The sequence below is a fragment of the Streptomyces vulcanius genome, from assembly GCF_042653945.1.
Classification (GTDB): Bacteria; Actinomycetota; Actinomycetes; order Streptomycetales; family Streptomycetaceae; genus Streptomyces; species Streptomyces mangrovi.
In genome coordinates this window covers 74,726-100,223 of record NZ_JBHSFK010000015.1, presented here as the reverse complement: position 1 = coordinate 100,223, position 25,498 = coordinate 74,726, and the positions used below count along the sequence as shown (strand labels likewise).

Genomic DNA, 25,498 nt, shown 5'->3' with positions numbered 1-25,498 from the left:
ATGGACGCCGGCCGAAGACCGGCCGCGCTGCACGCTGACGGCTTCGGCCACCCGGTCGCTCAGACCGACCGGCGAGCACGACTTGAGCGCCACAGCCTTGCCTGGGTCTGCGCGGGGGAAGAACACGGCTCCTTGGTCGGCTTCGTCAACGTTGTCCGGGACGGTGGAGTCCACGCCTTCATCCTCGACACGGTGGTCGCACAGCATCGCCGGGCGAGAGGTGTCGGCGCCGCGCTGGCCGCAACCGCAGCCCACGAAGCCCGCGCCGCGAAGCGTGGTCTCCCGACCATGACGTCGATAAGGTCAGGCGACCGGCGGACCGTCCGGGCAGGCCGGACCCGTGTCCTCACCTCCTGAGACAGGTTGTCGATGCGTCTACATCCAGGCGAGACCGAGGCCGTTGGCTGGCGGGTGGTGACCGTACTCGACTCCGTCCGGCAATTGCGCGATGCATCACCCGACGTCACCGGACGTCCGCGGGTGATCGCGATCGACGGCCGGGGCGGCGCGGGCAAGACGACCCTGGCCGAGCGGCTACGCAAGGTGGTGCCCAACTCCGCCATCGTGCACACCGACGACATCGCCTGGAACCACGCCTACTTCGACTGGGGCGCCGTGCTCGTCGAGAACATCCTGCAACCCCTGCACCGCGGCGAGGCGGTGGACTTCCGCCCTGCTGCCTGGATCACGCACGACCGGCCCGGATCGATCACCATCCCCGCCGGTGCGGACTTCATCTGGGTCGAGGGCACCGGCATCATCCGCGCAGAGCTTGCCCCATGGTTGGACGCCTCGGTGTGGATGCAGGGTGACCTCGATGACCAAGAGCGCTTGTTGGCCGTCCGTGACGGCGACTCCCCCGAGCAGCTGCAGCACGTGGCGGACTGGCTGCTGGAGGAACTCCCGTTCATGTTGCGAGAACAGCCGTGGGCCCGAGCCACCATGATCGTCTCCGGCCCTCCGCAGATCGACCACGACCCGGACACCGAGTTGGTCGTCGCCCCGCCGACCGGCCTTTAGGTCGCCCGCCCCACGCGCAGAACGCCGGTGATCGGGGTGCCGCTGCTTCGGCGGCGCGTCCAGATCCGCCGCACCCACGGGAGAATCTCAGCGGGCGCCAGCGCGTAGTGCCAGGCAAGAGGAAGATCGATGAATGCTTCGACGCCCTACCTTGATGGCCTTGCAGACCTTGCCCCACCGGTGAGTTGGGGTTGGTGTCCCGGGGGGGGGAGGCAGGTGGGGCGGTTCCTGGTGGGGCAGTCGATGTCCGCGCAGCCGCCGGAGGGGGTCGGAGACGGTGACGGGGGTGTCATCGGCGTAGTCGTACGCGTTCCTGGACTGCGGGATGCCGGAATCCAGGATCGGGTCGGGCCGGCTCGGCGAGGTCGCCCTCGTCGTCGTAGCTGAGCGGGTCGGTGCCCGCCCGGGTGCTGCGGATGCTGCGGATGCTGCGGATGCTGCGGATGCGGACATTGCCGTCGGCGTCGTAGGTGTATGCGTCGGTGGTGTCGGCTGCCGCGTCGCCGGTGGTGACCTTGTCGACCTGGGCGACAGCGTGGGCCGGGCCTTCGTTCGCGACGAAGGGGGTCGGATGCCTGGCTCAAACTGCCCGACCTCCGCGCCGGGCTCGGGATCGGCCCGCTCTTCGATCGAGTTCGGCTATGCGGGACTTGCGCTGTGCCGGGAATCGGCCGTCTCGGATGCGCCTCCCACCAATTGGACAAATCTCCCTATACTCGACATTGCGTCGCACACATTCAGCCAATAGCCACGGGCTTTTTGCCTCTTCATCAGTAAGAAGCAACCTTCCATTAGACAAGAAACGTCCAGCCGATCATGAAGATCCGTTTTCTCATCCACAACGCCTACGGGATCGGCGGCACGATCACCACCACCTTCAATCTGGCCCAGGGGTTGATGGAGAGACACGACGTCGAGATCGTTTCGGTGCTGAGACACAGACAGAGACCGAATTACACGCTCGACCCCAGAGTGCGGCTGCGGCCACTGGTGGATTTGCGGACCGAGCAGGACCATCCCCTGCACCTCAAACCGGCCCGTGTCTTCCCGGAGGCCGAGTACCGCTACAGGCAGTACAGCCAGTTGACGGACCAGCGGATCGAGGAATGGCTGGACGGCACGGATGCCGACGTCGTCATCGCCACGCGTCCCGGACTCAATGTCCACCTTGCCCTTCAGGGTCCACGGCGGATCGCACGAGTAGGGCAGGAACACCTGACGCTGGACAATCACTCCCCACGGCTGCGTCGTGCCCTGCGCCGGGCATACCCGGGGCTGAACGCACTGACGACCGTCACCGAGGCGGACGCCCGCGTCTACCGGCGCAAGATGCATCTGCCGGGGGTGCGTCTGCAGTGCCTGCCCAACAGCGTGCCCGATCCCACCCTTCCGGTCGCCGACAGCAGCTCGAAGATCGTCATCGCCGCCGGGCGGCTGGTACCGGTCAAGCGCTTCGATCTGATGATCGAGGCGTTCGCACGCGTGGCCGCTCAGCACCCGGACTGGCAACTGCGCATCTACGGGAGCGGGGAGGAACACGAGCGTCTGCGTGCGCTGATCGAGCGGCTCGGGCTCTACGACAACGTGCTCCTCATGGGAGCCGCCACGCCCATCGAAGCGGAGTGGGTCAAGGGTTCCATCGGGCTTGCCGCGTCGAACTTCGAGCCCTTCGGCATGACCATCGTGGAAGCGATGCGCTGCGGACTGCCCGTGGTCAGCACCGACTGTCCGCACGGGCCCGCCGAGATCATCCAGGACGGAGTCGACGGGCGTCTGACGCCGGTGGGTGATCCGAACGCCCTGGCCGCGGCACTGCTCGAACTCATCAATGACGACTCTCTGCGTCGCCGCACGGGACAGGCCGCAGTGCGCAATGCGCAGCGGTTCGCTCCCGCCCTCGTGGTGCGTCAGGCGGAGCAGCTGTTCGATTCGCTGCTGGAGCCGGGCACGGGCGAGGGCGCGGGAGCGCCGTCCGGCGCCGGTCTGTGCCGGACGCTGACGAGTAGAAGTCATGCCCTCAAGGACGGCGCCTACGTGGCGGCCGGCAACGCGCTGCGCAGAGTACGGAGTTCTGGCCGATGACCAAAGACTCGAACCAGCAGCAGCACGAGCCGCGCTGCCACTGCACCATCGACGAAAAGGCGAACATCACCTGGTCACTGGAGCTGCCGGAAGCGCGTGAGCCGCGGCTGCTGCTGCGCCTGCGAACCACGCCCAAGGGGACGGCCGCCGAGGAACGGCCTTCCCACTCCCTCGCCCTTGAGGAAGTACAGGAAGGCAAGTGGATCGCGGTGCAGCCCGACCTGCCTTCGCTCGCCGAGGGACGATGGGATGTCTACGTCGTCGACCAGGGCAAGGACGAACGACGGGTGCGTCCCGGTTTGCGTGACCTTCGGCTGCTCCTCAACGGCAGCCACCGGGACTTGACTGCTCCGGTGGCCATCCGCATCCCCTATGCCACAAAAGACGGTTACCTCGCGGTGCGGACCTGGCTGCGCACGGCGCACGCGGAGACGCAGTCGCTTCGTATCGACGACGACGGCATGACCGTATCGGCACGGCTGCACGGAAGGCGGCTTGGACCTCGTGCAACCGTCGTGCTGCGGCACCGCCAGGAGCGGACACTGCACCCCGTGCTGTTGCAACAGGCCGACGAGGACCAGTTCGTCTTCCGCGTCGACTACGCGAACCTGCTGCGGCCGGGGCCGGCGGGCCCGTACGCCTGGGACGTATTCGTGCAACCGGAGGAAGAGGCGGACAAGGTGCGGGTGGGCAAACTGTTCGACGACATCCCGGACCGCAAGAAGATCTTCGTCTACTCCGCCGCGCGGCTGGGCGAGCGCGGGGAGTACGAGGTCCGCCCCTACTACACGGTGGACAACGATCTGTCCATCGAGGTCAGTACGAGGTCCGCGTGAACCGCTTCACGTTCTCGACGTTCCGCTCCCGAAGATCCTGGCGGCGGATCACGCAGGACGCGACGCCTTCGTGGTCGGGCAGGTTCCGCCCAGGTGTACCCCGCCTGAGCCGGCAGCGGCAGAAGGTGGCGGCTGTGAGCAGGGGGAACACCCGGGAAGCCGCCGCGACCGCAACACGTCATGGTGGACGGTGACCGGTGCCGGCGCCTCTGTGACCGGGCTCGTTGTGGTGGCCGGGCCCGGGCGAGGGCGGTGATCTTCATGGCGGACGTGGCCGACCGGATCGGCAATGCCAACCGGCAGCGTGACGAACCGGTTCGGTCGGATCCGTTCCGATCGGGTGTGGCCGGCGCCGTGGGGGGCGTCACTCGGTGTCGGCGGCGAATTGGTCGGTGCCCAGCACGGTGAGCAGGGCGAGTTTCTCGTGGCTCTCCGTGCCCGGAGTGGCGGTGAATATGAGAAGCGACTGGCCCTGGTCCGGCTCAAGCAGGAGTTGGCAGTAGAGGTCCAGCTGTCCGACCTGGGGATGGACGAATCGCTTGGTCTCGCTCCACCGCAGGCCCACCTCATGGCGCTCCCACAACCGGGCGAACTCGTCGCTGGTGCGCAGCAGGATGTCCGCCAGGTGCGCCGCGGGAGAGCCGGGCCCGTCCCGAGTGACAGCCGCGCGCAGCAGCGCGGCGTTGGTCCGGCTGTTGTTGTCGTGCTGCTCGGGGTGGTACCGCTCACGGGCGGCCGGGTCGGTGAACCATCGGTACGTCGCGCTGCGGGCGTTGCCGGTGTACTGGGTCTGTTCGCCGAGCAGTGCCACGGCGGACGGCGTCTGCAGCAGGGTCTCGCTCAGCGGGCCCATGACCTGCGCGGTGGTGCCGGCCAAGCCGTCCATGACCCGCATCAGTCCGGGGCTCACATGCTGAAGCCGCAGGTCACGGCGGCCGGTGCGGTAGCCGGCGAGCAGGAACAGGTGATCGCGTTCGTCCGGGGTCAGCCGCAGGCCGCGGGCGATGGCCGCGATCATCTGCTCCGAGGGTTGGGGCCCGTCGCCGCGTTCCAGTCTGGCGAAGTAGTCGGCGGACATGGTGCACAGCTCCGCCACCTCCTCGCGGCGCAGGCCGGGAGCGCGCCGGCGTTGCCCGCGACGCAACCCGACGTCCTCCGGTTGCAGCGCCGTGCGCCGGGTGCGCAGGAAGGCGCCCAGGGAAGAGCGGTCGAACGTATGGTCCATGGTCCCCATCGTTGGTCATCCGGCGCGGCTTATCCACGACCTGCCAGTCAGTGGTTGCGCGTGTCCTTCCAGCGCCCGTGGTGCGGCGAGTTCACTGGCGATGCGATCACCGGTCGCCGCGAACCCACAACCACGAACCACGGAGCCAAGATCCATGACCAGTTGGACTGCGAACGATCTCCCGGACCTGACCGGCCGTACGGTGGTGATCACCGGTGCCGGCCGTGGCCTCGGTCTGATCACGGCACGCGAGCTCGCTCGTGCCGGGGCCCGCGTCGTGCTGGGGGTACGCCACACCGGTAAGGCCCGCCACGCCGTCGCCGGCCTGCCCGGCGCCTTCGACATCCGACCGCTCGACGTGTCGGACCTGACCTCGGTGCGCGCCTTCGCCGACTCCTGGTGAACATCGGACACCCGGACGGCGAGGAACCCTGGCTCGAGCGGCAGCCGCGGCTCCCCGGCGACGAGGCCCTGCGCTGGGCATAGGTCCCGCCCGGCCCCCTGGACGGCACCTAAACGATCACCGATGGCGCCGACCAATGCTTCCTCCTCGCCCCGGCGGAGCGAGGACCAGCACGGCGCCCCACCCATCCCGCCACAACCACAAGGTGGAGACATGACTCTGCAGACACACAAAATCGGCGAGCGCGGCCTGGTCGCCTCGGTCGAGGGCCTCGGCACCATGGGCATGACCGCGATGTACGGCACCCCGGACGAGGCCGAGGCGATCAGGACCGTTCACCGGGCGGTCGAACTGGGCGTCACGATGTTCGACACCGCGGACATGTACGGTCCTTTCAGCGGCGAGGAACTCCTCGGGCGGGCACTCAAGGGCCGCCCCGACGAACTGATCGTGGCAACGAAGGGCGGTGGCGTCACTCTCGACGAGACCGGGAAGATCGTCGGCGGCCCCAACGGGCGCCCCGACTATCTGAGGGCGTGCGTGGAAGGCTCACTGCGCCGGCTGGGCACGGATCACATCGACCTGTTCTACCTGCACCGCGTCGACCCGGGCGTGCCGGTCGAGGAGACATTCGGCGTCCTCGCCGATCTGGTGACGGAGGGAAAGCTTCGCTACCTCGGTATCAGCGAAGCCTCCCCGGCGAGTATCCGGGCAGCGCATGCGGTGGCCCCCCTGTCGGCGGTGCAGACCGAATACTCGTTGTTCAGCCGCAATGTCGAAGTCAACGGCGTGCTCGACACGGTCCGTGAACTGGGAATCGGCTTCGTCGCATACGCGCCGCTCGGCCGCGGCTTCCTCACCGGGGCCGTGCGATCGGTGCACGACCTGCCGACCCATGACTTCCGTCGCACCTCGCCGCGCTTCGCCGACGCGAACCTGGAACAGAACCTGTCGCTTCTCGACCGGATCCTCACGACGGCAGACAACCTCGGCGTGACGGCGGGTCAACTCGCCCTCGCCTGGGTGCTCGCCCAGGACGGAGTCACGGCTGTCCCCGGAACGAAGCGGCGCACCTGGCTCGAGCAGAACATCGCCGCCGCCGCCATCTCGCTCGACCCCGCGACCATCGCCGGACTGAGCACCGCGATTCCGGTCGGAGCCGCGGCAGGAGACCGCTACACCCCGATGGGCATGGCCTCGATCCAGGAGTGATTCCGCCACCCGCCCCGAGGCGATCGACAGCGTCGAACCGAGGGGCGAACACCGGCTGACGAGCCGAGTGTGTCTCCCCGCGACCGGCGAGACACACTCCGGCCGACAAACGCGGCCCTCACATCCGACAACTGCTCAAGGTGCGCCTTCCGCCTTCCTGCCTTCCCGTCTTGCCGCCTTCCCGAGTGATCGACTTCTGGTCATCGAGCAGGCCCGCGTAGCAGCGCGGGTCGGGAAGGCGCGCCCGTGCTGGCGTGCGGTCACCGCACCCCGTCTCGTCGCCCTCGTCCGGGCCGGCGCCCGCTTCGAGAACGGTCACCTCGTCGAACGCCCCGCGGAACCGGCCGCAGCGTGACACACCTCAACCGACCCACAACTCCTCACAGTTGCTCATGGAACCAGCGCCGGTGGCGCTACGCTGCTGTGTCGTGCAGGAGACGCGCCTCGACACTGCTCGGATCCGGGCAGCCCGCCGGGTAATCGACCCGGTCTTTCTCGACACTCCGCTGTACCGCTGCGAGGCGCTGGAGCCCGGCCTCGGGTGCACGGTGAGCATCAAGCTCGAAACGGCGAATCCGGTCCGCAGCTTCAAGGCCCGCGGCACCGAGGTGGTCGCGAGCCTGCTCGCCGACCATGGCTCGCCAGCGGTGGTGTGCGCGAGCGCGGGCAACCTTGGCCAAGCCCTCGCGTGGTCCGGTCGCGGCCGGGGGCTCGATGTCACAGTCGTGGCATCCCGCTTTGCGACTCGGGCCAAGCTTGATCGCATCCGCGCGTTGGACGCCAGGTTGGAGCTGGTGGACGGCGACCACGAGATGGCTCGCGAGCGGGCGGCGGCCATCGCACGGTACGACGGCATCAGGCTGGTCGAAGACAGCCTGGACATCGAGACCTGCGAGGGCGCGGCGACCATCGGCCTGGAACTGGTGGCCACCGCGCCGTCGTTCGACGCCGTCCTGATTGCTCTCGGCGGTGGGGCGCTGGCCACCGGCGTGGGTCATGTGGTGAAGGCATTGGCACCCGAAGTCGAGGTGATCTGCGTCCAGCCGCTGGGCGCACCGGCGATGACGCACTCGTGGCGCAGGCGGCGTGTCGTCACCACCGACTCGACCAACACCATCGCTGACGGCGTCGCCGGCCGGCGTCCCATCCCGGCCGTCCTGGACGACCTCCTCCTGGTCGCTGACGACGCCGTCCTGGTCCAGGAGGCGTCGATCATCGCCGGTATGCGGATGCTCCTCGACCACGCCGGCCTCGTCGTCGAACCTTCGGCCGCGCTGGGCATCGCGGCGATCCTCGAAGACCGTGACCGCTTCGTCGGCCGACACGTAGTCACCATCGTGTGCGGCAGCAACGTCGACGTAGACGCCTACCACCGCTGGGTCGGTACGGCTCCCGTCCACGGGTCTTGAGAATTGTGGCCAAGAACCAGGCCCCGCGCACCAAGCAGGGCGCCTCCGTCTGACATCGCCTGCGAAGGCACCACCGGGCAGAGCCAGTTGCGAGCTCGGAGCCGGGCGGGCAACTGACTTACGGCACCCTGAACTCGATCTGGGTGATGGCCGGGCCGTCGCCGGTGACCTGGCCTTCGCTGATTGACTCCGTCCAGGAGCCGTCCTTTTGGAGCTTCGCCAGAACCGTGGGGGAAAGACTGACCGTGATCTGGATGCCGCCCCCGGAGGACGGGGCACGGTCTATGTGAACGTCGTTACTCATGTTGACGAAGTTACATCCAACGCGCCGGCGGGAATGGGTCGTTGACGTTTTGTCCAAGGTCGTGAGGTTGCTGACGCTTTCACAGCAGTGATCATTTCCAGACGCCGTTGAGCGAGACGAGGATGCCGAACCCCGCGCCGATGTAGCCCTTGTCGGCGAGGGTGGGCAGGCCGTCGAGTATCGGCCTGACGGAACGGGCCGAGCGTGCGGCTGCCGCGTGGGGTGCCGATGCGCCGCCGGTATGCGACCAGCCGATCCGCGCTGGATCGAGTGGTTCAAGCCAAGCCTTCTCGGCGCGGATCGAATAGGCGACTCAGGAGATGAGTCCAGCCCGGTGACCTGCGCTCCTCATGCCGCCCACGACAGCGCGTCTCGGCCGTCTCGAAGTCCTTCAGCGAATTAGGCCGAACACGGAACCCCTCCATTTCGTAGAGGGCCGGGTTCAGATGAATGGGCACCCGCGCGTTCAAGTACGCCTTTCCGCACCCGCTGCGCGGCACGTACGGGCTCTCGGCGAGCCCTGGTGGTGGGGTCGATGCCGAGGGTGGCAGCGTGCTCGGCGAGGTGTTCGCGGTAGCCGCCGTCGGTCCAGGTCTTGCGGACGGTGGGGTGCTCGGCGGCCACCTTCTCGATGAGGGCCTGGCCGGCGGCGGAGTCCTGCACGCTCGCGGCCGTGACCAGCGAAGTAGACCTAGGCAGTGTTCCAGTGCGGGTAGTCGTACGGGAGGTAGCACCAGGTAGAGGAGGACGTCCAGGAGCAGGCCGTGGTCCGGCGGGCGGCCGATGTCCAGTCCGCGGCCGCGGCGTTCGGCCCGCCAGGAAGTCAGGACCGGCTCGACCAGCTCCCAGCGGGCATCGGACAGATCGCCGGGGAGCGAACAGAGCAGAACGGCGCTTCGCGTCGGCCGAAGAGCACCCGAAAGGGGTGCAAACGCCGTCTAATGGCGCGACCGTCGACACGGCCACCGACGCCGTCGTCCGGGATCCTGCGCCGAAGCAACCTGACGGGTGGCACAGGAAGCGCGAACCGGAAACGAAAGTCGCGATTCCATGACATCCGTCACACCAGCCAGGAGAACTAAGCGTCCCCAATAGTAGATGCCACTCCGGTGACATATGGGATTTGTCTGACTTGGCATACGCGCGTATCACGCCAGGCCCGACTCACGCCGACCGCTCGGAGCCTTTCTCCCGAACTTGCGGGCGGAGTGTTTCTGACGGAGTGACAGAACTCCTCGGCATGCGCAGAACCCGGAGCAGCACGCCCCCACATCTATTGCAAGGGCCGTCCAGACCTACGAAGCAACGTAGTACGAAAGGCCATTGCTCTCTGCGTAAAACCGTCCTGAGAATGACGACCCGCCGGGTGTCTCCGCAGTTCAGGAGCCGAGTCCGCACAGAGCCAGCCGGACAAGGGCGCTCGGCGATTACCGAGTGAGGTCACGCATGGGTAAGCATCGCAAAAAGGAACGTTACCGGCGAATAGTCATCGCTGCGGTCACCATGGGCATCGTGGGTGTGCCATCCGTCGCCCTGGCCTGTACCGACTGGCGGGACGGCGGAGGACATCACCTCTACGGTGCCGAGAAGAACACGTCCGGGGATTGGTGGAACGACGCCACCCGGGATCGCGCCGGGCACGTCGACCGGGGCCTCGGCTGGAGCGGCACCGAGCACAGTGAGCACAGTTCTGCAGCATCACAGACGCCCACCGCCTCTGCGAGCACTCCGAACTCCACCACGCCGAAGCCCAAGCCCAAGCCCAAGCCCACCACACCTTCGAGCACTCCGAAGGCCAGCGCCTCCGCTTCCGCCTCCGCGACCCCCGCGTCGCCCAGCACTTCGAACGCCGCCGCCCCGGCGTCCGGAACCAGCGCTCGCATCGTTCAACTCGTCAACGCCGAGCGCAGCAAGATCGGTTGCTCGCCCGTGACGCTGAACGCGGTCCTGGCCAAGGCCGCACAGGCACACAGCGAGGACATGGCAGCTCACCAGAACATGTCGCACACAGGGTCCGACGGGTCTTCCCCCGGCGACCGGATCACGCGTGCCGGCTACAACTGGAGCACCTACGGCGAGAACGTCGCCTACGGTTACGCCACACCCGAGCAGGTCATGGCGGGCTGGATGTCCAGCCCCGGCCACAAGGCGAACATCCTCAACTGTGCGTTCAAGGACATCGGCGTCGGACTGGCACAGCCCGGCAGCTACTGGACCCAGGACTTCGGAACCGCGCGGTAGACAGCACCAGGGCAACAGGCTCTCGGCATACGCCCGCGCAGTGCGAAGTACCGCACGGGTCGCCGAAAGCCCGTTGCCGCCGTGTGATGCGGGACGCGTCTCCCCTGTCCGTGATCGGGCTCGTGCCAACGGCTGCCCTCGCAGGCCGCGTGAGCGGATTCGCCCTCCTGCTTCGCCCTCCTGCTTCCCCTCACCGACCTGCTCATCGGCGCGGCAGCCACTGTTGCGGCGCAGGCCGGCAGCATCGTCGGCCGCCACGCCCCGCCCGAGCGGCCCGCCCGCAGCGGCGAAGCCGCTATTGACCGGTCAATTGGCCGAATGTACGGTCTAAGCATGCCCGTTCCACTTTACGTACAGATCAGGCGAGAGATCGAAGCGAAGATCCGGGCCGGGAACCTGCCCCCCGGCTCGCGGTTGCCGACCGAGATGGACCTCTCCACCCAGTACGGCGTCAGCCGCGCCACGGCCCAACGGGTCCTCAACGACCTGGCGGAGGCGGGACTGGCGATCCGCCGACGCCGCCACGGAACGTTCGTGGCGGACGTGACGCGGCAGATCAATCTGCTCAACTTCGTCACCCCCGCAGCAGCCGCGAAGGGCGCACCGGGCAGACACGAGGTCGTTTCCGCGCGGATCGTCAGGGCCGCCGACGCCGTCCTGGCGATCCCCGGCGCCTCAGCCGACACGGCGGTAGTGGAACTGGTCCGCCGCAAGCTCGACGTACGCGAGGAGCCACAGTCCGTCGAACGGCATGTCGTTCTCTTCGCGGTTGCCCCGGACCTGCTGAACGAGAACCTCGAAGACCTCGTCACCCTCCCGTATCTCCAGCGCAGAGGAGTACCGATCGACGCGATCCGGCTCTATCTCGACCCGGTGACCCTCGATGAGCACGACGCCACATTGCTGCACAGCGAGATCGGAACGCCTGCGCTGATGAGGCGCAGGGAATTGCGCGCCGATGACGGAAGCACCGTCGAGGTGGTCACGACCCTCGTCCGTCCGGGAACCGCCGAGTTCTTCCTGGAGCTTCCCGTCCCGGCCAGGTGAGCAGCGTGTCGCTGCCAGAGAGGAAGTGGGTAAGCAATGAAGGTCATCATCATCGGTGCCGGCGTGCTGGGCGTGAGCGTCGCGAGGCAGCTTGCCGTCGCCGGCGAGGACGTTCTCCTGCTCGATCAGTCGGGACCCGGCACCGGTACGACCGCGACCACCTTCGCCTGGACCAACTCCAGCCGGAAGCCCGACCCGGACTACCACCGGCTGAACCTCGCAGGGATGGAGGAGCACGCCAGGCTCGCCGGGCAACTGCGCGGCGCGCCGTCGTACTTCCCCAGCGGGGCCCTGCAGTGGGCGGACGCCGCCAGCGAGCAGCGGCTCGCCCGCAACGTGGAACGACTGCAGTCCCTCGGCTACCCCGCACGCTGGGTCACGCCTGGCGGAGCAACGCGGATCGCGGGCGACCTCCGGATCCCGGCTGCCGTCACGTCCATCGCACACTTCCCCAGCGAGGGATACGTGCTGCCGGATCTCTTCGTGGGCAACTTACTGGCGGACGCCGAGCAGCACGGAGCCGAGTGCGCGATCGGCGAGGTCGTGGCCGTCGACGACAGGCCTGATGGAGTGTCCGTCACCCTGGCCGGAGGCAAGGTCTGCAGGAGCGATCGAGTCGTCCTGGCGGCAGGCCGCTGGACAGAGCGGCTCGCCGCACGGGCCGGGATTCACGTCCCCATGGCGACGGATGCCGGTCGCGGAGCGCAGGCCGTCGGTCTACTCGGGTACGCCAGGTCACCGGAACTCGACCTGCGCTGTGTGATCCACAGCCCCGGCCTCAACCTCCGCCCCGCAGCCGGCGGGCACACCGTCCTGCAGGCTCTCGATCTGAACGCCGACGTCGATCCGGCAGACCCTCCGTCCGCGGACGGGGACATCGCGAGCACCCTCGCCCGGCGGTTCTCCGCACTGCTGACCGACCCGAGCCGGGCACCGCAGATCGACCTGCGCGTCGGCTTCCGGTCACTGCCCGCGGACGGCCACACCGTCGCCGGCTATGCCTCCGCGCAGTCCCGCGTCTACTGCCTCGTCTCGCACAGCGGGGTCACCTTGGCGCCGATTCTGGGACGCCTGGTCGCGGCCGAGATCACAACCGACCAGGAACAAGACCTCCTCCGGGCTTTCCGGCCCACACGATTCACCGGCTTACAGCGCTCGGACATCGAGGTGGATCAACATGCCACCAGTCTGGGTGAGCAGTAGCCGACAGCCCTCCACCGCAATTCTGGTGACCTTCGTCGAGACCGGCACCGGCTGAACGGTGTACGGCGTGTCGTTCGGGAGTGGCGGCATCGCCCGGCCAGGCGTCGGTCGCCGGGTCGTAGACGGCAACCGAGATGACGGCCTGCCCGGCTTCGTTCTTGTCGCCGACCGTGTACCACTTGCCGTCGACGAAGCCGTGGATGGGACCACGCCGTCCTTCCGGGGCATCGGCCCGCCGGGACCCAGGCGGTGGCGTCGTCCGCCGTCATGTCGGGTGGTGTCCTGCCGCACCGAGGCGGCGACGGCGGTCGGGGGACGGGGGACGGTGACCCGGCGGGCCGGCACGAACAGCCAGTACAGGCTGTCCGCGGTGACCGGGTCGGCGCGTCGGCGACGTCCCGGGGGGGGGCGGCGCTGTCGGTGAAGTCGTAGACGGGGCTGGCGAGTTGGCGCGCTTGTCCGTGGCGTTCCACAGGCAGGGTCCGCGTCACTGCCCCGCCAGTTCCGCCAGCCAGGGATGTCCGGGATGCACGCGCGTCAGCCACCCTCTGAGAACGTCGCGCCGCGACTGGCTCAACAGCGGTAGAACCTCGTCGAAGTCCGCATGATCCTTGGACCGTGCCTCCTTCGCTTTGAACAACAGCACCAGCTCCGGCACCAGATAGGGAATGCCGTCCGCGGTCCGCTCGATGATCGCGTCGTACGGCAGCCGCAGGCTCTCGTCGCGCCGACAGATCCACGTCCCGCCCTCGTGTGGCTCGCGGAAGACATCGAACAGGAACTGTCCGCTCGAGGGATCCCGCACCCAGGTCTGGTGCGTGGCCGCGAGCACCTCAGCTCCTGCGCTCGCCCACACCCGTCCCGAGCCCACCGCGTCGAACACGTACTCGGGGAGACGGTCCCGAATCTCCGCGAACCCCGCCGCGGGCACCGCGATCTCCAGATCACCGTGGAGCCGCGACTGCCCGCCGCGGAACAGATCCAGCGCCCACCCCGCCACGACGCACCAGGGCGCGCTGACGCCGCCCAACCGCTCCGCGACCTGTTCCGGCCGCCAGGCCTCCGCCCACCGAGCGCCCAGTTCATCCGCATCAAGGACAGCGCCGCCGGGCGGCACAGAATCGGTCATCGGAACAACGTACGGCGTCAGCTGGTAGTTCGGAGAGGAGTAGACCGTCGAGCGGACCGCCGACCGGTTCGGCGTAGGCGCGGCCGGAGCGTGGGCCGGGTGGGGATCGTCGGCGTCGTGGCCGTGGACACGGCCGCGCGGCAGCGGGTCGGGGAGCTGATGCGCCGGCTAGGGACTTCGAGCAGCTGGTCGTCCCCCGGTGAATCCGTCCAACGGCCGACGACCGAGAACACCACCCCCCAGGCGCCGCGTCCAGCAACTGTCCAGGAACGCCGAGCCGAAGTCCGACTACTTGAACAGGACCAGTCATGAGGCCTGAGGACGCGTCTGCGCGTTGGGGTTCAGCCCACCGGCTCGTGCGCGGGTGAGGACGACGGCGCGCCGGCCCAGCGGTGCAGGGCGGCTTCGAGGCCGGTGACGGCGGCGGTGTCGGTGGTGTCGGAGGCCCAGGCGACCACCCCGTCCGGGCGTACCAACACCACCACCGGCGTCGCGTGGTCGTCGGTCACGCTGCTCACCCGCCCGGCCCAGGCTGCGGCGAGGCGGGCGAACGCCCGGTCCGGGGTGCGGTCGAGCAGCAGGAACTCGCCGCCGTGACCGTGGTCGACCAGACGGGAGCCGTCCGTCAGCGACAGGTCGGGGACGAACCGGCCGACCAGCGGATGGTCACCGGGCAGGTCGATGCGCTGCGTGACGCCGGAGAGCTTCTTGACCGCGTAGGTGGTGCCCGCCCGAGTGCTCAGCAGATCGGCGACGACCTCCCGGAGGGCGGCCGACTTGGCGTCCCCGCGCATCACCCCGATCTGGGCCCTCGTCCAGTCCAGCACCCAGGCGCCGAGGGGACGACGCTCGGCGTCGTAGGTGTCGAGCAGCCCGTCGGGTGCCCATCCGGCGACCACGGCACCGAGCTTCCAGCCGAGGTTCATCGCGTCGCCGACCCCTAGATTGAGCCCCTGGCCGCCGAACGGCGAGTGCACGTGCGCGGCGTCGCCGGCCAGAAGCACCCGCCCCGACCGGTAGGTCGCGGCCTGGCGGGCGTTGTCGGTCCAACGGGTCGCGGCGCCGCGCAGCGCGGTCAGTGTGACGTCGGTGCCCGAGACCCGGCGCAGACTGGCCTGCAACTCCTCGAGGGTGACCGGCGCCGTGGGGGTCCCCCGGCGCATGGGGGTCCCCCCGCTCGAGCGAAGCCGAGAGTGGGGGAGGCCGGCGGGAGGGCCGTCGAACTCCACGGTGACGACCCGCCCGGGCTGTGGTCCGTAGCGGTACGACCCCCGGTTCGACCACGCCCATCCGTTCGCGAGCTTCTCCGGGTCGGCGATGTCGACGACCGCCAGGCGGCCGGTGAGCTCGGGGTCGGTGCCCGGGAAGCCGATGCCCGCGAGGCGGCGCACGGTGCTGCGCCCGCCGTCACACCCGACCAGCCAACCGGTGCGCACCGTGCCGGCGGTGGTGCCGACGAGCACGCCGTCGCCGGTGTCTTCGAGCGCGGTGACCTCCACCCCGCGACGCACCGGTACGCCGAGTCGCGCGACATGCTCGGCCAGCAACTCCTCCAGCTCACGCTGCGGCACCATCCTCGCTCCGTCGACCGCGGCGTGCGCGGCGAGGTCGGGATCGGCCCAGTCCACGAGGTCGGCGTCGAGGATCATTCCCGCGAAGTGCCCGGTGAACCGCGACTCGCGCGCTGGCCGGCCGCCACCGGGCGGCTGGTCGTCGGCCTTGGGGGCGAACGACCCCACCCTCTCGAGGATCTCTCGTTGCACCTGTTCGGCGGCGGAAAGCAGGCCGCGGCGGTCGAGTGCCTCGGCCGTCGGCACGTTGATCGACCCGGCCTTCATCGCCTCGTCCGGCTCGGCCCGTCGTTCCAGTATCTGCACCCTCGCCCCGCAGAGCGCCAGCTCCGCGGCGAGCACGAGGCCCACCGGCCCGGCTCCGACCACGGTCACGTCCACGTCTTGCTCCACGTCTTGCTCCACGTCTTGCTCCACATCCTGCTCCACATCCATGTTCACGAACACTGTTCTATGAACGAACGGCGTTCGTGTCAAGTTATAGTGGCCGGGTGAACCCGAGAGAGCGACGCGCGGCGCGACACCTGCCGCCGAATCCCGAGGCCGAAGCCGCCCCCAGGCCTCGGCGCCGCACGGCCCCGATCACCGTGGAGCAGGTCATCGACACCGCGCTGGGCGTCATCGCCGCAGAGGGGTACGAGTCACTGACCATGCGTCGGCTGGCCGGCGCGCTCGACACCGGACCCGCCTCGCTCTACGCCCACGTGGTCAACAAGGCCGACCTCGACGAACTGCTCATCGGGCGGCTGTGCGCCGAGCTCGTACTGCCCGAACCCGACCCCGCGGCCTGGCGGGAGCAGATCCGCGGTGTGTGCACCCAGATACGCGACCAGTACCTCAAATACCCCGGAATCTCCCGCGCCGCGCTCGCCATGGCCCCCACCGACCTCGACACCTTGCGCGTCAGCGAAGGAATGCTGGCGATCCTGGTCGCCGGCGGTGTCGCCCCGCAGGCCGCCGCCTGGGCCATCGACGCCCTCTTGCTGTACGTGGCCGCCTACTGCCTCGAAGCATCGATCGTGCGCCAGCGGTCGGCGCATGATGACGCCATCTGGGTCCTCGACCGCGACGAACTGCTGCACCGGCTCACCGCCCTGCCCGCCGAGACCTTCCCCCACACCACCCGCCACGCCGCCGAACTCACCGCGGGCGAGGGACACGACCGGTTCGACTTCACCCTCGCCCTGATGATCGACGGCCTCGCACACCGCTAGTGCATGTCCGAACAAAAGGGGTTGGGCAGATTCTGCCGTCAGCCGCTTTCCACGGGCGTGGACATCGCTCAGGGAAAGATCGGGCGGTGATCAATCAGGACGGCGACGGCACCTCGGTCCGTGAACTCATACTCGTGGACGGATTGCACCCGGCGGACGTCGTGCTCGTTCATCGCGAGGCGCTGCGCGTGATGCGGTCCGGCATCGACACAGCCCGCTTCGACGCGGTCAGCGACGATGCCTGGCGGGGGACCGGCTGGTCATCAGCGCCAGCGACACGGGAACTTCCCCGGACGCGCTGGGCATCCCGCCAACCGCGCCGGCCGTCCAGACACGTGGCAGCCAAAGCCTGTCCGACGGGTCGCTTGGAGCGGGGGGAGCACCAGGACGTTCCCACTTGCTGGCGGCCTCAACGACCCTCATGCCGTTCTGAGGGGTTCCGACTCGCAGCGGCAGGTTCAGTGACGCCGAACCACCGCTGGGTGGCCGTCCGGAGGGCGTCGAGGTCGGCCGGGTCGGGGTGGGTGGCGGCTGATGCCCATGCCACATAGCAGTCGGGCCGCAGCAGCAGAGCGGTGGCCGCGGGGGCGGGGTGCTGGGGCTGTGCGGTGACGATGTCCACCCGGTCGTGGCAGTGTGCGAGCGTCTGCGCAGCCGATGCGTCTTCGGTCAGGTCGAGCAGCAGGGGCCGGGCCGTTGTGGTGAGTTCCGCCAGCCGGACCGTCCCGGTGGGGGTGCGCAGTTCCATGTCCGGCGCGAACCGGCCGACCAGGGGGTGCGTGTCGGGGCCGCCCATGGCGTAGCGGACGTCGGTGCCCGCGGTGAGGTCGGCGAGGTGCTGGATGGTGTTCGGGTGGCCGAGGAGTTCGGTGAACAGTTCGCGCAGCGCGGTGACGTCGCTGCCCGGGGCGGTCAGCGCGGACTGTGCCTGGGCGTTGACGACCATGCGGTGGGCGGCTTGCCTGCGCTCGGCCTCGTAACTGTCGAGCAGTTCGGGCCCGGCCTTGCCGTGGATGGCGGCGGCGAGTTTCCAGCCAAGGTTGACCGCGTCCTGTAGGCCGAGGTTGAGCCCGGGGCCGCCCCCTGAGGCGTAGACGTGGGCCGCGTCGCCGACGAGGAACGCGCGGCGGTCCCGGAAGTGTTCGGCGACTCGGGTGTTGCCGCCTGTCAACCGGCGCAGCACATGTGGTCCCTCGCCGACGGGCGGGCTCAGGGGCAGGTCGGCGCCGAGTACGCGGCGGATGCTCGCCCCGAGTTCGTCGAGGCTGATCGGCGTCTCGGTCTCGGGCTGGTCCCACTCGGTGGTGCTGATCAGCGGCGGGTGGCCGGGGAAGGGCGCGTAGGAGAATCCGCCGTGCTCGGTGCGGTGGGGCAGGAACGGCAGGACGGGTCCGTAGCCGGGCACGTCGAGGGCGCCGGTCGTGGGATCCACCCATGCCGCCGGTACGTTCGCATGCGCCGTCCGGGTGGTCCTGCGGTCATAGCTGACGCCGGGGAAACCGATGCCGGACAGTTTGCGCGTGATGCTGCGTGCCCCGTCCGCCCCGACGACGTAAGGGACGCGTAACCGGTATGCCCCGTCCGTCCCCGCGACGTCCACAGTCGCCGCCTGGTCGTCCTGCGACAGGCCGACGGCCTCGTGCCCCCGCCGGATTTCCACCCCGAGTTCGACGGCCCGGTCATGGAGGACTTGGACGATGCGCTGCTGCGGCGCCGGAAGGCCGTAGATCGGGCTGTCCTGGAGCAGGCTCAGGTTCAGGCCCATCGCGGCGAACATGAAGTAGGCCGAGTTCGGCTGCGGCGGCCCCGGCACCCCGCTGAGGCGCTCGTGCAGCCCCCGGCGGTCGATCATTTTCACGACCTGGCCGAGCAGTCCGTTCGCTTTCGGCTCCTCGCTCGGCGCGGGCAGGCTTTCCAGCACGACCGGACGGATCCCGGCCAGGGCCAGTTCGCAGGCCAGCATCAGCCCGTTCGGGCCGCCGCCGACTATGACGACATCAGTGATCACCAGCGTGTCCCCTCTTACATGAGTGGAGTCTTACGTGGATGGAGGAAGGGCGGACCGGCCCGGCCTGGCACCCGGCCCGGCCGGTCCGGTTCGGTTCGGTTCGTACGCGTTCTTCAAGGAGTGGGAAGGCCCGCGGCGACCCGGTCGAACACCTCGCGCAGCGTCGGGGCGAGCGGGGCAGGCGGGTCCGCGCGCAGGCAGTGCTCCACGGCCACGGCGCTGCTCGCCCCGATCACCGCAGCAACCAGTTGCGGGTACACGTCACGGGTGACGTCGGTACCGGTGCGCTCGGCGATCGCCTTCGCCAGCTCCTCCTGTGCGGCCGCGTTCGCCTTGACGACCTCCCCCTGCAGGGCCGGTTCGGCCAGCATGAGCCGCAGTCCGTCCGTCCAGCGCCGGTCGCGGGGAGACCCCACGGTGTCGCCTTGCGGCACGAACTGGGCCTGCACGGCATGGGCGATCGAGTCCCACAGGGGCTCGGTGGCCGGCCGCGCGCGCAGTGAGTCGGCGATCCGCCGCATGCGCTCCAGGTGGCCGGCTGCGATCGCCTCGGCCTTACTGGAGAAGTAGTTGCGGAAGGTGCGCACAGACACGTTCGCTGCGGCGGCGATGTCCTCCACCGTCACGTTGTCCCACCCTCGCTGCACGCAGAGGCCGATCGTGGCCTGACTCAGTGCGACGCGGGTCTCCCGCTTCTTGCGCTCCCGCAGCCCGACGCGGGCGTCGTCTCCCTCAGTCATGTCAGCCACCGTAGGCAAATAATGCCGGATTGGCAATCTTGCCGGTGTGGCAACTTTCTATCGGTACCACTGGGCGAAGGTCCTGGAGGGTTTCCAGGAGGGACGAGGTGGGGAGGAAGCGGAATGCCCGCGCCGCGCCAGCGTCTTCACCGTCGCGGACGAGTACACGTCCACCAACGTCCGGTCTTTGCGACAAGCCACGACGAATCCGCGGTGACCTGCTTGATCTGGCGCCGCCGCAGGTAATGGCGGTTGCTGCGCCGGCCGGCCGTGATCCGTCCGCTGCTGCCCGTGCGGCATCGTATGGAAATTCCGCACTGGGACGGCCTGGCGGGATGTGCCTGAGTGATACGGCCGTGGGCCACGCTGCACACACGTTTCCGTCGGTGGGAGGTGGACGGTACCTTCGCGCGGATGCTCCAGCCGTCCCGGCACAGGCAGCCGTCACCCTCGCATCGCTGCGCATCTGGGCCTGAGGTTTCATGGCAGTGGCTACGCCAGCGGATCGCTCAGTTCGATGGAGCGCAATGCCGCAGCCAGGGCCCGTTCGTCGCCGATGTCGAGGGCCGTGTCGGTCAGCTTGATGACGTGTTCGTCGCCGTGCGCCAGGGCCCGTTCGAAGACTTCCTCCGGGGTGAAGGTGCCTTGCGGGGTATAGGAGACCGGGGCGTGGGGTGCGTACATCGCGGTCACCGCCGCAGATGCCGTCCAGGCAGCCCGCAGGCTCGGTACCCACAGGGCATGCGGGAGCGCGGGAAGGGTACGCAGGACGGCGTTCGGGGCCGTGGCGGCGTGGACCAGCATTGTCTCGTCGCCGTGGCCGTGGGTGGCGTAGCGGTGGGTGGCCGCCCGCACCAGTTCGCTGAGGCAGCGGTGCGCCTCATCCGCGTCCGTGACCGCGGGCGCCCAGACCGGCAGGCCCGTGACGCGGCCGAGCCGGGCGTCGAAACCGTCCTTTCGTTCGGCGATAGGCGTCACCGCGTCCAGAGCCGCGGCCGCGCCGTCGGCGCCGGGCAACTGAGCGACATCCGTGACGGGGTGGTAGCGGGCGGCCCAATAGCCGAGCCCGTGGGCGAGCTCGACCAGACGCGGCTCGCTGTCCTCACCGGTCAGAAGAGTGCGCACAGCGTGGCCCACCCTGATCACCGGGTGCGTCGAGCCGCCGTACATGCCGGGCAGAAGACGGGGCCACCACTCAGTCAGCACATCACGCCAGGGACGCTCGGCGATCTCACGGCCGAAGTAGTCAATCCAGTCGGCGGCGCGGCGCGCATCGCCGAGAGCCAAACGCCAGTTGGCGCTCGTGACCAGCTCGACGCCGGACGGGAACTCCTCAAGCTTGCTCGCGTACAGGTCGAGCCACCGGTGCACCGAGCCGGCCTGGCCATGCGCGGCCAGGGCTTCAACGGCCATCGGCGCGTGGTTGGTGAGCCGCCCAAGGTGCTCCGGCCCTGAACTGTGCAGTCGCTGGAGCGCCTCGTCGAGAATGCCCGTCGTGTCCATGCGGAGGACGTTAGGCGAGGCGCCACGGCGGCGTAACAGGCTGAAGGCTTAGGACCGGACCTAGGGCCTGTCTCAAAGTCCGGCTCATTTGATCTTATGGCAAGATCGCGGGATGCTACGACTAACCGACTTCATCATCGATTGCCCGGACACGATGAAGCTGGCAGCCTTCTACTCCGAGGTGATGGGGCTCCCGGTCAAGGAGGGCAGTAACGAGAACTGGGCCGGTATCCAGTTCGGCGAGATCGAACTGGCCTTCATCCAGGTGCAGGACTACCGCGCCCCGCAATGGCCCGACAGCGAGCACCCCAAGCAGTTCCACCTCGACTTCGAAGTCGACGACATCGAGGCCGAACAGCGCCGCGTCCTGGCCCTCGGCGCGACCCTGCAGCGGGACTGCACCGGCCCCGACGGCTACGGCTTCCGCGTCTACGCCGACCCCATCGGCCACCCCTTCTGCCTCTGCCGCAACAAGGGTGTCATCTGGACCGATCAGGGCCTCATCTGGCCCAAGCGCGACTAGGGCGTGTTTTGAGTGAGCTGAGCGGCGGCGTGTCCTGATCGGGAAGGAGTGAGGTCTCCGGTAAGGGTTCATCGACCAAGAAGAACCAGACACCGGAGACCTCGTGGCCACCTTAGCGGTGACGCGGCGGTTCGATTTGACCGACGCACAGTAGGCGAGCGATGGGCGGGTGCGGGTCGGCGGGACGTGCCCGCGTGCTACGGGGCGGCAAGGTTTTGACGGTGGTGATGAGGGCGTCGCGCACGGCTGCGGCGCTGTGGCCGTCGGGCAGGTGGACCAGCATCAGGTAGCGGGTGCTGCGTTCGACCAGGGTGGCGATCGCGGAGCGGGAGCTGGGGCCGACGATCAGGTCGCCTTCCCAGTGCCCGGGGACAGCGCGGTCGGCTGCCTCGGCGGGCCGTTCGCTGATCATGACCATGTTCTTGACGGCGCGGGAGCGACGCCGGTCGGCCAGGCGGTGAGGACGGCGGATGGCACGTCCCGTGCGCAGAGCCTGGGTTAGTTCGCGGCGGAGTTCACCGCGGCCTTGGACGTATAGGGCCTGGTAGATGGTCTCGTGGGTCACGTGCATCTCCGGCCGATGGGTGAAGCGCCTGCGCAGAGCGTGACAGATCCGCTCGGGACTCCAGCGCAGGGCCAGGTGGGACTGGATGAAGTCGTGCAGTTCCGGGTTCTGGCCGATCTTCCCGGTCTTGGGGCGAGGCCGCCGGGCGTCAGCTCGGCGCTGGGCGGCAAAGGGACGGTAGCGCCAGCGGCCGTTGGCCAGGGCGGTGCGGTTGCGGCGGACTTCGCGGCTGATCGTCGACGGGCTTCGGCCCAGCTCGGCGGCGATCGCCCGGATGGTGGCCTTCTCCCGTAGCCGGTCGGCTATGTGCACGCGGTCGGCTTCGCGCAGATAGCGCGAGGGGTCGGTCGGTTCAGTGACGGGTGCCGCGTTGATCGGTGGATATGCCTTGATCCGACCCGATGCGCCTCGTCCGTTGCGCCATCACTCGCCGGTGCGGGTGCTGATGCCGACGGTCCTGGCAGCCTCGGCGAAGCTCATTCCTTGATCCACAAGTCGGAAGTATGTCTCCCGTTCTCGGACCAGCGGTCTGTTCCCCTGAGGCCTCCGGCCACCATGAATCTCGAAGTCCATTGCCACCTCTGAGCTGAGGTGTTGCAACGACCACTAGAACTCAGGTCCTGGACGCCGGCCACCGGGCCGCCTGGGTCGCTGGGGACGAGGTCTGCGGCGGCAATCCGAAGCCGCGCTGGAGGAACGCGGGACCGGCTATGTCCTCACGGTGGCCTGCTCGCACGAAGTCACCAACGGCGCCGCGAAGTTCCGCGCGGACGCCCTGGCCAAGAAGGTGCCCAAGCGGGCGTGACAGAAGCCGTCCACAGGGGCCGGAGCCCACGGCCACCGTTTCCTCGCAGTCGAGGAGCTACTCCGCGACCATCCGCACGGCGCATCCCTCCAACACCTCTCTGATCTCCGGCAGGGGAATCACTCCGTTCGGGCGGTACCAGCGCCAGACACTGACGATCATGCCGAGGACCGCGAGACCGACGGTGTGTGCGTCACGGACCGGGAAGGCGCCCTTCGCCATGCCCCGCATCAGCAGGTTCGTCCAGTCCCGCTCAACCATATGGACCAGTTGACGGGCCGCGACGCGCTCCGCCTCCTCGCGCCTGGACTTCCGGGGGCTCGCGAGCAGCGACATGTTGGCCTGGAGGATACGCATTTGGCGGATCTCCTGCTCGGTCACCCCGAAGGCGGACCGGACCGCCGCGCGCACCGCCTCCACCGGGTCCTTCTCATCGGTCGTGGCCTCGACGAACTGGTCGTGGGAGCGTTGCAGTTCCAGGCGCATGATGGTGAGCAGACAGTGGGCCTTGGACTCGAAGTAGTGGTAAAGGGCGGTATGCCCGATGCCGACCCGGTCGGCCACTTCCGACCACTTGGTGTTCTCGTAGCCGTCCTCCCCGAAGCGTTCCACGGCGGCCACGAGGATCGCGCCGCGCCTCGACCTGGGACCCTCCTCCGGATCCGCTGTCCGGGCCTTTGCCATCGCCTCATCCCCTGCTTCACGGACGTGCCGGTCATCGTCCGGCCGTCTGGGAGTAGACCCAAATTCAATTCGGGTGCGAACCGAAGAACGGCCGATGCCCGTGAGAGGAGCGTGGTCACGCCTTCCCGGCCTTCCGTGAACGCCGTGACGACGGCCGGTGACGAGCCTCGGCGACGCCCTGGCTCACCGGTCTCGAAGCCGACGGCCAGGGCCACGTCCGCCGCGCATCCGTAGCGCACAGTGACGAACGACGCTTACGCCAGGCCGAGTTCGGTGAACAGCGCTTCGGCGTTCCCTGCCGCGCGTCGCTGCCGTCGTACGCCGTTCGGACCCGTAGCCGTGGCAGTCGCGGTCCGGCGTTGGGGACGGCGGGCGGGCGGCGGCTCGGGCGCCGACCGCCGCACCGTCCACGTCCCCAGCGTGTCCGTGTCCGAAAGGGCGACCGGTTCGGCCCGGCCCCCGGCGAGGGCCGCCGGATCTGCGGGACACACGGCCACACGGGCCACACGACACCCGGCGCACCAGGAGTCGTACAGCCGGCCGTCGACGCTCAGCGGCCCTTCCACTTCGGCTCCCGCTTCTCCAGGAAGGCCGCGACGCCCTCCGCCGCGTCGTCGGAGTTGAGGATCACGCCGACCGCGAGATGCTCCATGACCATCAGGGACTGGATATCGGCGTCGAGGCTCCGGTCGATCGTCATCTTGGTGACCCACATGGTGAACGAGCTCTTGTCGATGAGCTGGCCGGCGAACTCCTCGACCGTGGCGTCGAGCCTGTCCGCGGGCGCCGAGGAATTGATGAGGCCGAACCCGACGGCCTCAACACCGGTGAGCAGCTTGCCGGTGAGCATGAGTTCCTTGGTCTTGCGGACGCCGATCATGCGCGGCACGCGGTAGATGGGACCCGCGCCGCCGAACAGCGCCCGACGGATGTGGAAGTCGCCGATCAGGGCGTCGTCCGCGGCGATCGCGAAGTCGCAGGAGATCATCAGCTCGAAGCCGCCCGCGGTGACATGGCCTTCGAGGACGGCGATCGACGGGGTCTTCATCGAATACAGCCGGTCGCACACCTTCGCGGACTTCACAGCGACGTCGATGGCGTTGGACCGGCCGATGAAGTCGGCCTTGAGGCTGTCCAGGTCGAAGCCGGAGCAGAAGGTGTTGCCCCGCCCTCGCAGAACCAGCACGCGCAGTTCGGGGTCCTCGTCGACCTCGGTGATGATCTTGTCGAGGCGGTCGAGGATCGGCACGGTCACACAGTTCTTCTTGTGCGGTCGATTCAGCCAGACCCGCGCCACATGACCGTCCCGCTCGAACTGGATCTCGTCTTCGACAGCCATGAGCCCTCCAGTGTGAACTGAATTCAGTATGACTCTGGAGGCAGTGGATGCCCCTGTCAATGGATCGGACTGATGTGCAGGGCGCTCCCGGGCGAAGCCGATCCCGCCGCGGAGTGGGACGCGCTCCGCGGCGGGCCAACCTGCGGAGGCGTTCGCCGTGATCGGCTGCGTCGGCAGCCACGTCAGCCAGGAAGTCGCGGTGGGCGTACCTCGAACACGGGGAGGGAGCGTCGGCCAGCCATGGGAAGCGACCGATACGACCGATCCCCCGTCCACCGCTCCCGCCACTCCCCCGCCGCCGTCGGCCCGCCCGCTCCCGCCGCTCCCGTCCCGTCCGGCCGAAACCCCTGCTGCCGCATCGCATGTCGACCAGCCTCTCGACTCCAGAAGTGAGTTCAATTAGCGTCTTCTTCCAGTCAGCGACACGAAGGCGGT

General features: G+C 68.7%; 20 protein-coding genes and 4 pseudogenes. 13 read left to right on the top strand and 11 right to left on the bottom strand.

Annotation, left to right across the window (positions count from 1 at the left end):
• The 4 genes and pseudogenes from ACFPIH_RS23555 to ACFPIH_RS23540 form a co-directional block, all read left to right on the top strand.
• Positions 1-270 (top strand): annotated as a pseudogene (locus tag ACFPIH_RS23555) (GNAT family N-acetyltransferase); the annotation flags it as partial.
• A gap of 99 nt (positions 271-369) precedes the next feature.
• Complete coding sequence (locus ACFPIH_RS23550; RefSeq protein ID WP_381174981.1) at positions 370-1,020, top strand: uridine kinase family protein; 651 nt, start codon at positions 370-372, stop codon at positions 1,018-1,020.
• An 816-nt stretch (positions 1,021-1,836) separates the two neighbouring features.
• Positions 1,837-3,102, top strand: coding sequence for a glycosyltransferase family 4 protein (locus ACFPIH_RS23545; protein ID WP_381174983.1), 1,266 nt, complete (start codon positions 1,837-1,839; stop codon positions 3,100-3,102).
• Positions 3,099-3,938 carry a transferase gene (locus ACFPIH_RS23540; RefSeq protein WP_381174985.1) on the top strand — a complete coding sequence of 280 codons (840 nt, stop codon included), beginning with the start codon at positions 3,099-3,101 and terminating at the stop codon, positions 3,936-3,938. The genes ACFPIH_RS23545 and ACFPIH_RS23540 overlap by 4 nt, the downstream gene beginning before the upstream one ends.
• A 364-nt stretch (positions 3,939-4,302) precedes the next feature.
• Here the strand turns inward: ACFPIH_RS23540 and ACFPIH_RS23535 are convergent, their stop codons facing one another.
• Positions 4,303-5,163, bottom strand: coding sequence for a helix-turn-helix transcriptional regulator (locus ACFPIH_RS23535; RefSeq protein ID WP_465270377.1), 861 nt, complete (start codon positions 5,161-5,163; stop codon positions 4,303-4,305).
• Positions 5,164-5,317: 154 nt separating this feature from the next.
• Between ACFPIH_RS23535 and ACFPIH_RS23530 the strand changes: the two genes are divergently transcribed.
• The 3 genes from ACFPIH_RS23530 to ACFPIH_RS23520 all read left to right on the top strand — a co-directional run bounded on the left by ACFPIH_RS23530 (position 5,318) and on the right by ACFPIH_RS23520 (position 8,187).
• A complete protein-coding gene (locus ACFPIH_RS23530) occupies positions 5,318-5,566 on the top strand; it encodes an SDR family NAD(P)-dependent oxidoreductase (protein ID WP_381174989.1) in 249 nt (82 codons plus the stop codon).
• A gap of 219 nt (positions 5,567-5,785) precedes the next feature.
• On the top strand, positions 5,786-6,778 hold the full coding sequence (locus ACFPIH_RS23525; protein ID WP_381175156.1) for an aldo/keto reductase: 993 nt from the start codon (positions 5,786-5,788) through the stop codon (positions 6,776-6,778).
• Between the two features lie 428 nt (positions 6,779-7,206).
• Entirely contained in the window at positions 7,207-8,187 is a 981-nt protein-coding gene (locus ACFPIH_RS23520) for a threonine ammonia-lyase (RefSeq protein WP_381174991.1), read from the top strand.
• A gap of 118 nt (positions 8,188-8,305) precedes the next feature.
• On the opposite strand, the gene ACFPIH_RS23515 is transcribed toward ACFPIH_RS23520, so the two are convergent.
• Entirely contained in the window at positions 8,306-8,491 is a 186-nt protein-coding gene (locus ACFPIH_RS23515) for a hypothetical protein (protein ID WP_381174993.1), read from the bottom strand.
• A gap of 519 nt (positions 8,492-9,010) precedes the next feature.
• Positions 9,011-9,378: pseudogene (locus ACFPIH_RS23510) on the bottom strand (transposase); the annotation flags it as partial.
• Positions 9,379-9,937: 559 nt separating this feature from the next.
• On the opposite strand from ACFPIH_RS23510, the gene ACFPIH_RS23505 reads away from it, so the two are divergent.
• From ACFPIH_RS23505 to ACFPIH_RS23495, 3 genes are all read left to right on the top strand, one after another.
• A complete protein-coding gene (locus ACFPIH_RS23505) occupies positions 9,938-10,732 on the top strand; it encodes a CAP domain-containing protein (RefSeq protein WP_381174995.1) in 795 nt (264 codons plus the stop codon).
• Between the two features lie 333 nt (positions 10,733-11,065).
• Positions 11,066-11,779, top strand: coding sequence for a GntR family transcriptional regulator (locus ACFPIH_RS23500; RefSeq protein ID WP_381174997.1), 714 nt, complete (start codon positions 11,066-11,068; stop codon positions 11,777-11,779).
• A 36-nt stretch (positions 11,780-11,815) separates the two neighbouring features.
• Positions 11,816-12,982 (top strand): NAD(P)/FAD-dependent oxidoreductase, encoded by a 1,167-nt coding sequence (locus tag ACFPIH_RS23495; RefSeq protein WP_381174999.1) that lies wholly within the window; start codon positions 11,816-11,818, stop codon positions 12,980-12,982.
• 487 nt (positions 12,983-13,469) lie between these two features.
• Here ACFPIH_RS23495 and ACFPIH_RS23490 read toward each other — a convergent pair whose 3' ends face one another.
• Together ACFPIH_RS23490 and ACFPIH_RS23485 are read right to left on the bottom strand one after the other, a co-directional pair.
• Positions 13,470-14,111, bottom strand: coding sequence for a nucleotidyltransferase domain-containing protein (locus ACFPIH_RS23490; RefSeq protein ID WP_381175001.1), 642 nt, complete (start codon positions 14,109-14,111; stop codon positions 13,470-13,472).
• Between the two features lie 341 nt (positions 14,112-14,452).
• Positions 14,453-16,117 carry an FAD-dependent oxidoreductase gene (locus tag ACFPIH_RS23485; RefSeq protein WP_381175158.1) on the bottom strand — a complete coding sequence of 555 codons (1,665 nt, stop codon included), beginning with the start codon at positions 16,115-16,117 and terminating at the stop codon, positions 14,453-14,455.
• A 56-nt stretch (positions 16,118-16,173) separates the two neighbouring features.
• Here ACFPIH_RS23485 and ACFPIH_RS23480 point away from each other — a divergent pair, with 56 nt between their 5' ends.
• A complete protein-coding gene (locus tag ACFPIH_RS23480; RefSeq protein ID WP_381175003.1) occupies positions 16,174-16,896 on the top strand; it encodes a TetR/AcrR family transcriptional regulator in 723 nt (240 codons plus the stop codon).
• 409 nt (positions 16,897-17,305) lie between these two features.
• Here the strand turns inward: ACFPIH_RS23480 and ACFPIH_RS23475 are convergent, their stop codons facing one another.
• From ACFPIH_RS23475 to ACFPIH_RS23465, 3 genes are all read right to left on the bottom strand, one after another.
• Positions 17,306-18,904 carry an FAD-dependent monooxygenase gene (locus tag ACFPIH_RS23475; protein ID WP_381175005.1) on the bottom strand — a complete coding sequence of 533 codons (1,599 nt, stop codon included), beginning with the start codon at positions 18,902-18,904 and terminating at the stop codon, positions 17,306-17,308.
• A 113-nt stretch (positions 18,905-19,017) separates the two neighbouring features.
• The gene (locus tag ACFPIH_RS23470; protein WP_381175007.1) at positions 19,018-19,644 is read right to left on the bottom strand and encodes an acyl-CoA-like ligand-binding transcription factor; all 627 of its coding nucleotides are present in this window, start codon (positions 19,642-19,644) and stop codon (positions 19,018-19,020) included.
• Positions 19,645-20,136: 492 nt separating this feature from the next.
• Positions 20,137-21,147 (bottom strand): questin oxidase family protein, encoded by a 1,011-nt coding sequence (locus ACFPIH_RS23465; RefSeq protein WP_381175009.1) that lies wholly within the window; start codon positions 21,145-21,147, stop codon positions 20,137-20,139.
• A gap of 112 nt (positions 21,148-21,259) precedes the next feature.
• On the opposite strand from ACFPIH_RS23465, the gene ACFPIH_RS23460 reads away from it, so the two are divergent.
• Complete coding sequence (locus ACFPIH_RS23460) at positions 21,260-21,670, top strand: VOC family protein (RefSeq protein ID WP_381175011.1); 411 nt, start codon at positions 21,260-21,262, stop codon at positions 21,668-21,670.
• A gap of 187 nt (positions 21,671-21,857) precedes the next feature.
• On the opposite strand, the pseudogene ACFPIH_RS23455 reads toward ACFPIH_RS23460, so the two are convergent.
• Positions 21,858-22,808: pseudogene (locus ACFPIH_RS23455) on the bottom strand (IS30 family transposase); the annotation flags it as partial.
• 38 nt (positions 22,809-22,846) lie between these two features.
• On the opposite strand from ACFPIH_RS23455, the pseudogene ACFPIH_RS23450 reads away from it, so the two are divergent.
• Positions 22,847-23,037: pseudogene (locus tag ACFPIH_RS23450) on the top strand (IS701 family transposase); the annotation flags it as partial.
• A 60-nt stretch (positions 23,038-23,097) separates the two neighbouring features.
• Here the strand turns inward: ACFPIH_RS23450 and ACFPIH_RS23445 are convergent.
• Positions 23,098-23,724, bottom strand: a complete 627-nt coding sequence (locus ACFPIH_RS23445) for a TetR/AcrR family transcriptional regulator (protein ID WP_381175013.1) — start codon at positions 23,722-23,724, stop codon at positions 23,098-23,100.
• Between the two features lie 550 nt (positions 23,725-24,274).
• On the bottom strand, positions 24,275-25,063 hold the full coding sequence (locus ACFPIH_RS23440; RefSeq protein ID WP_381175015.1) for an enoyl-CoA hydratase/isomerase family protein: 789 nt from the start codon (positions 25,061-25,063) through the stop codon (positions 24,275-24,277).
• Between the last annotated feature and the right edge of the window lie 435 nt (positions 25,064-25,498).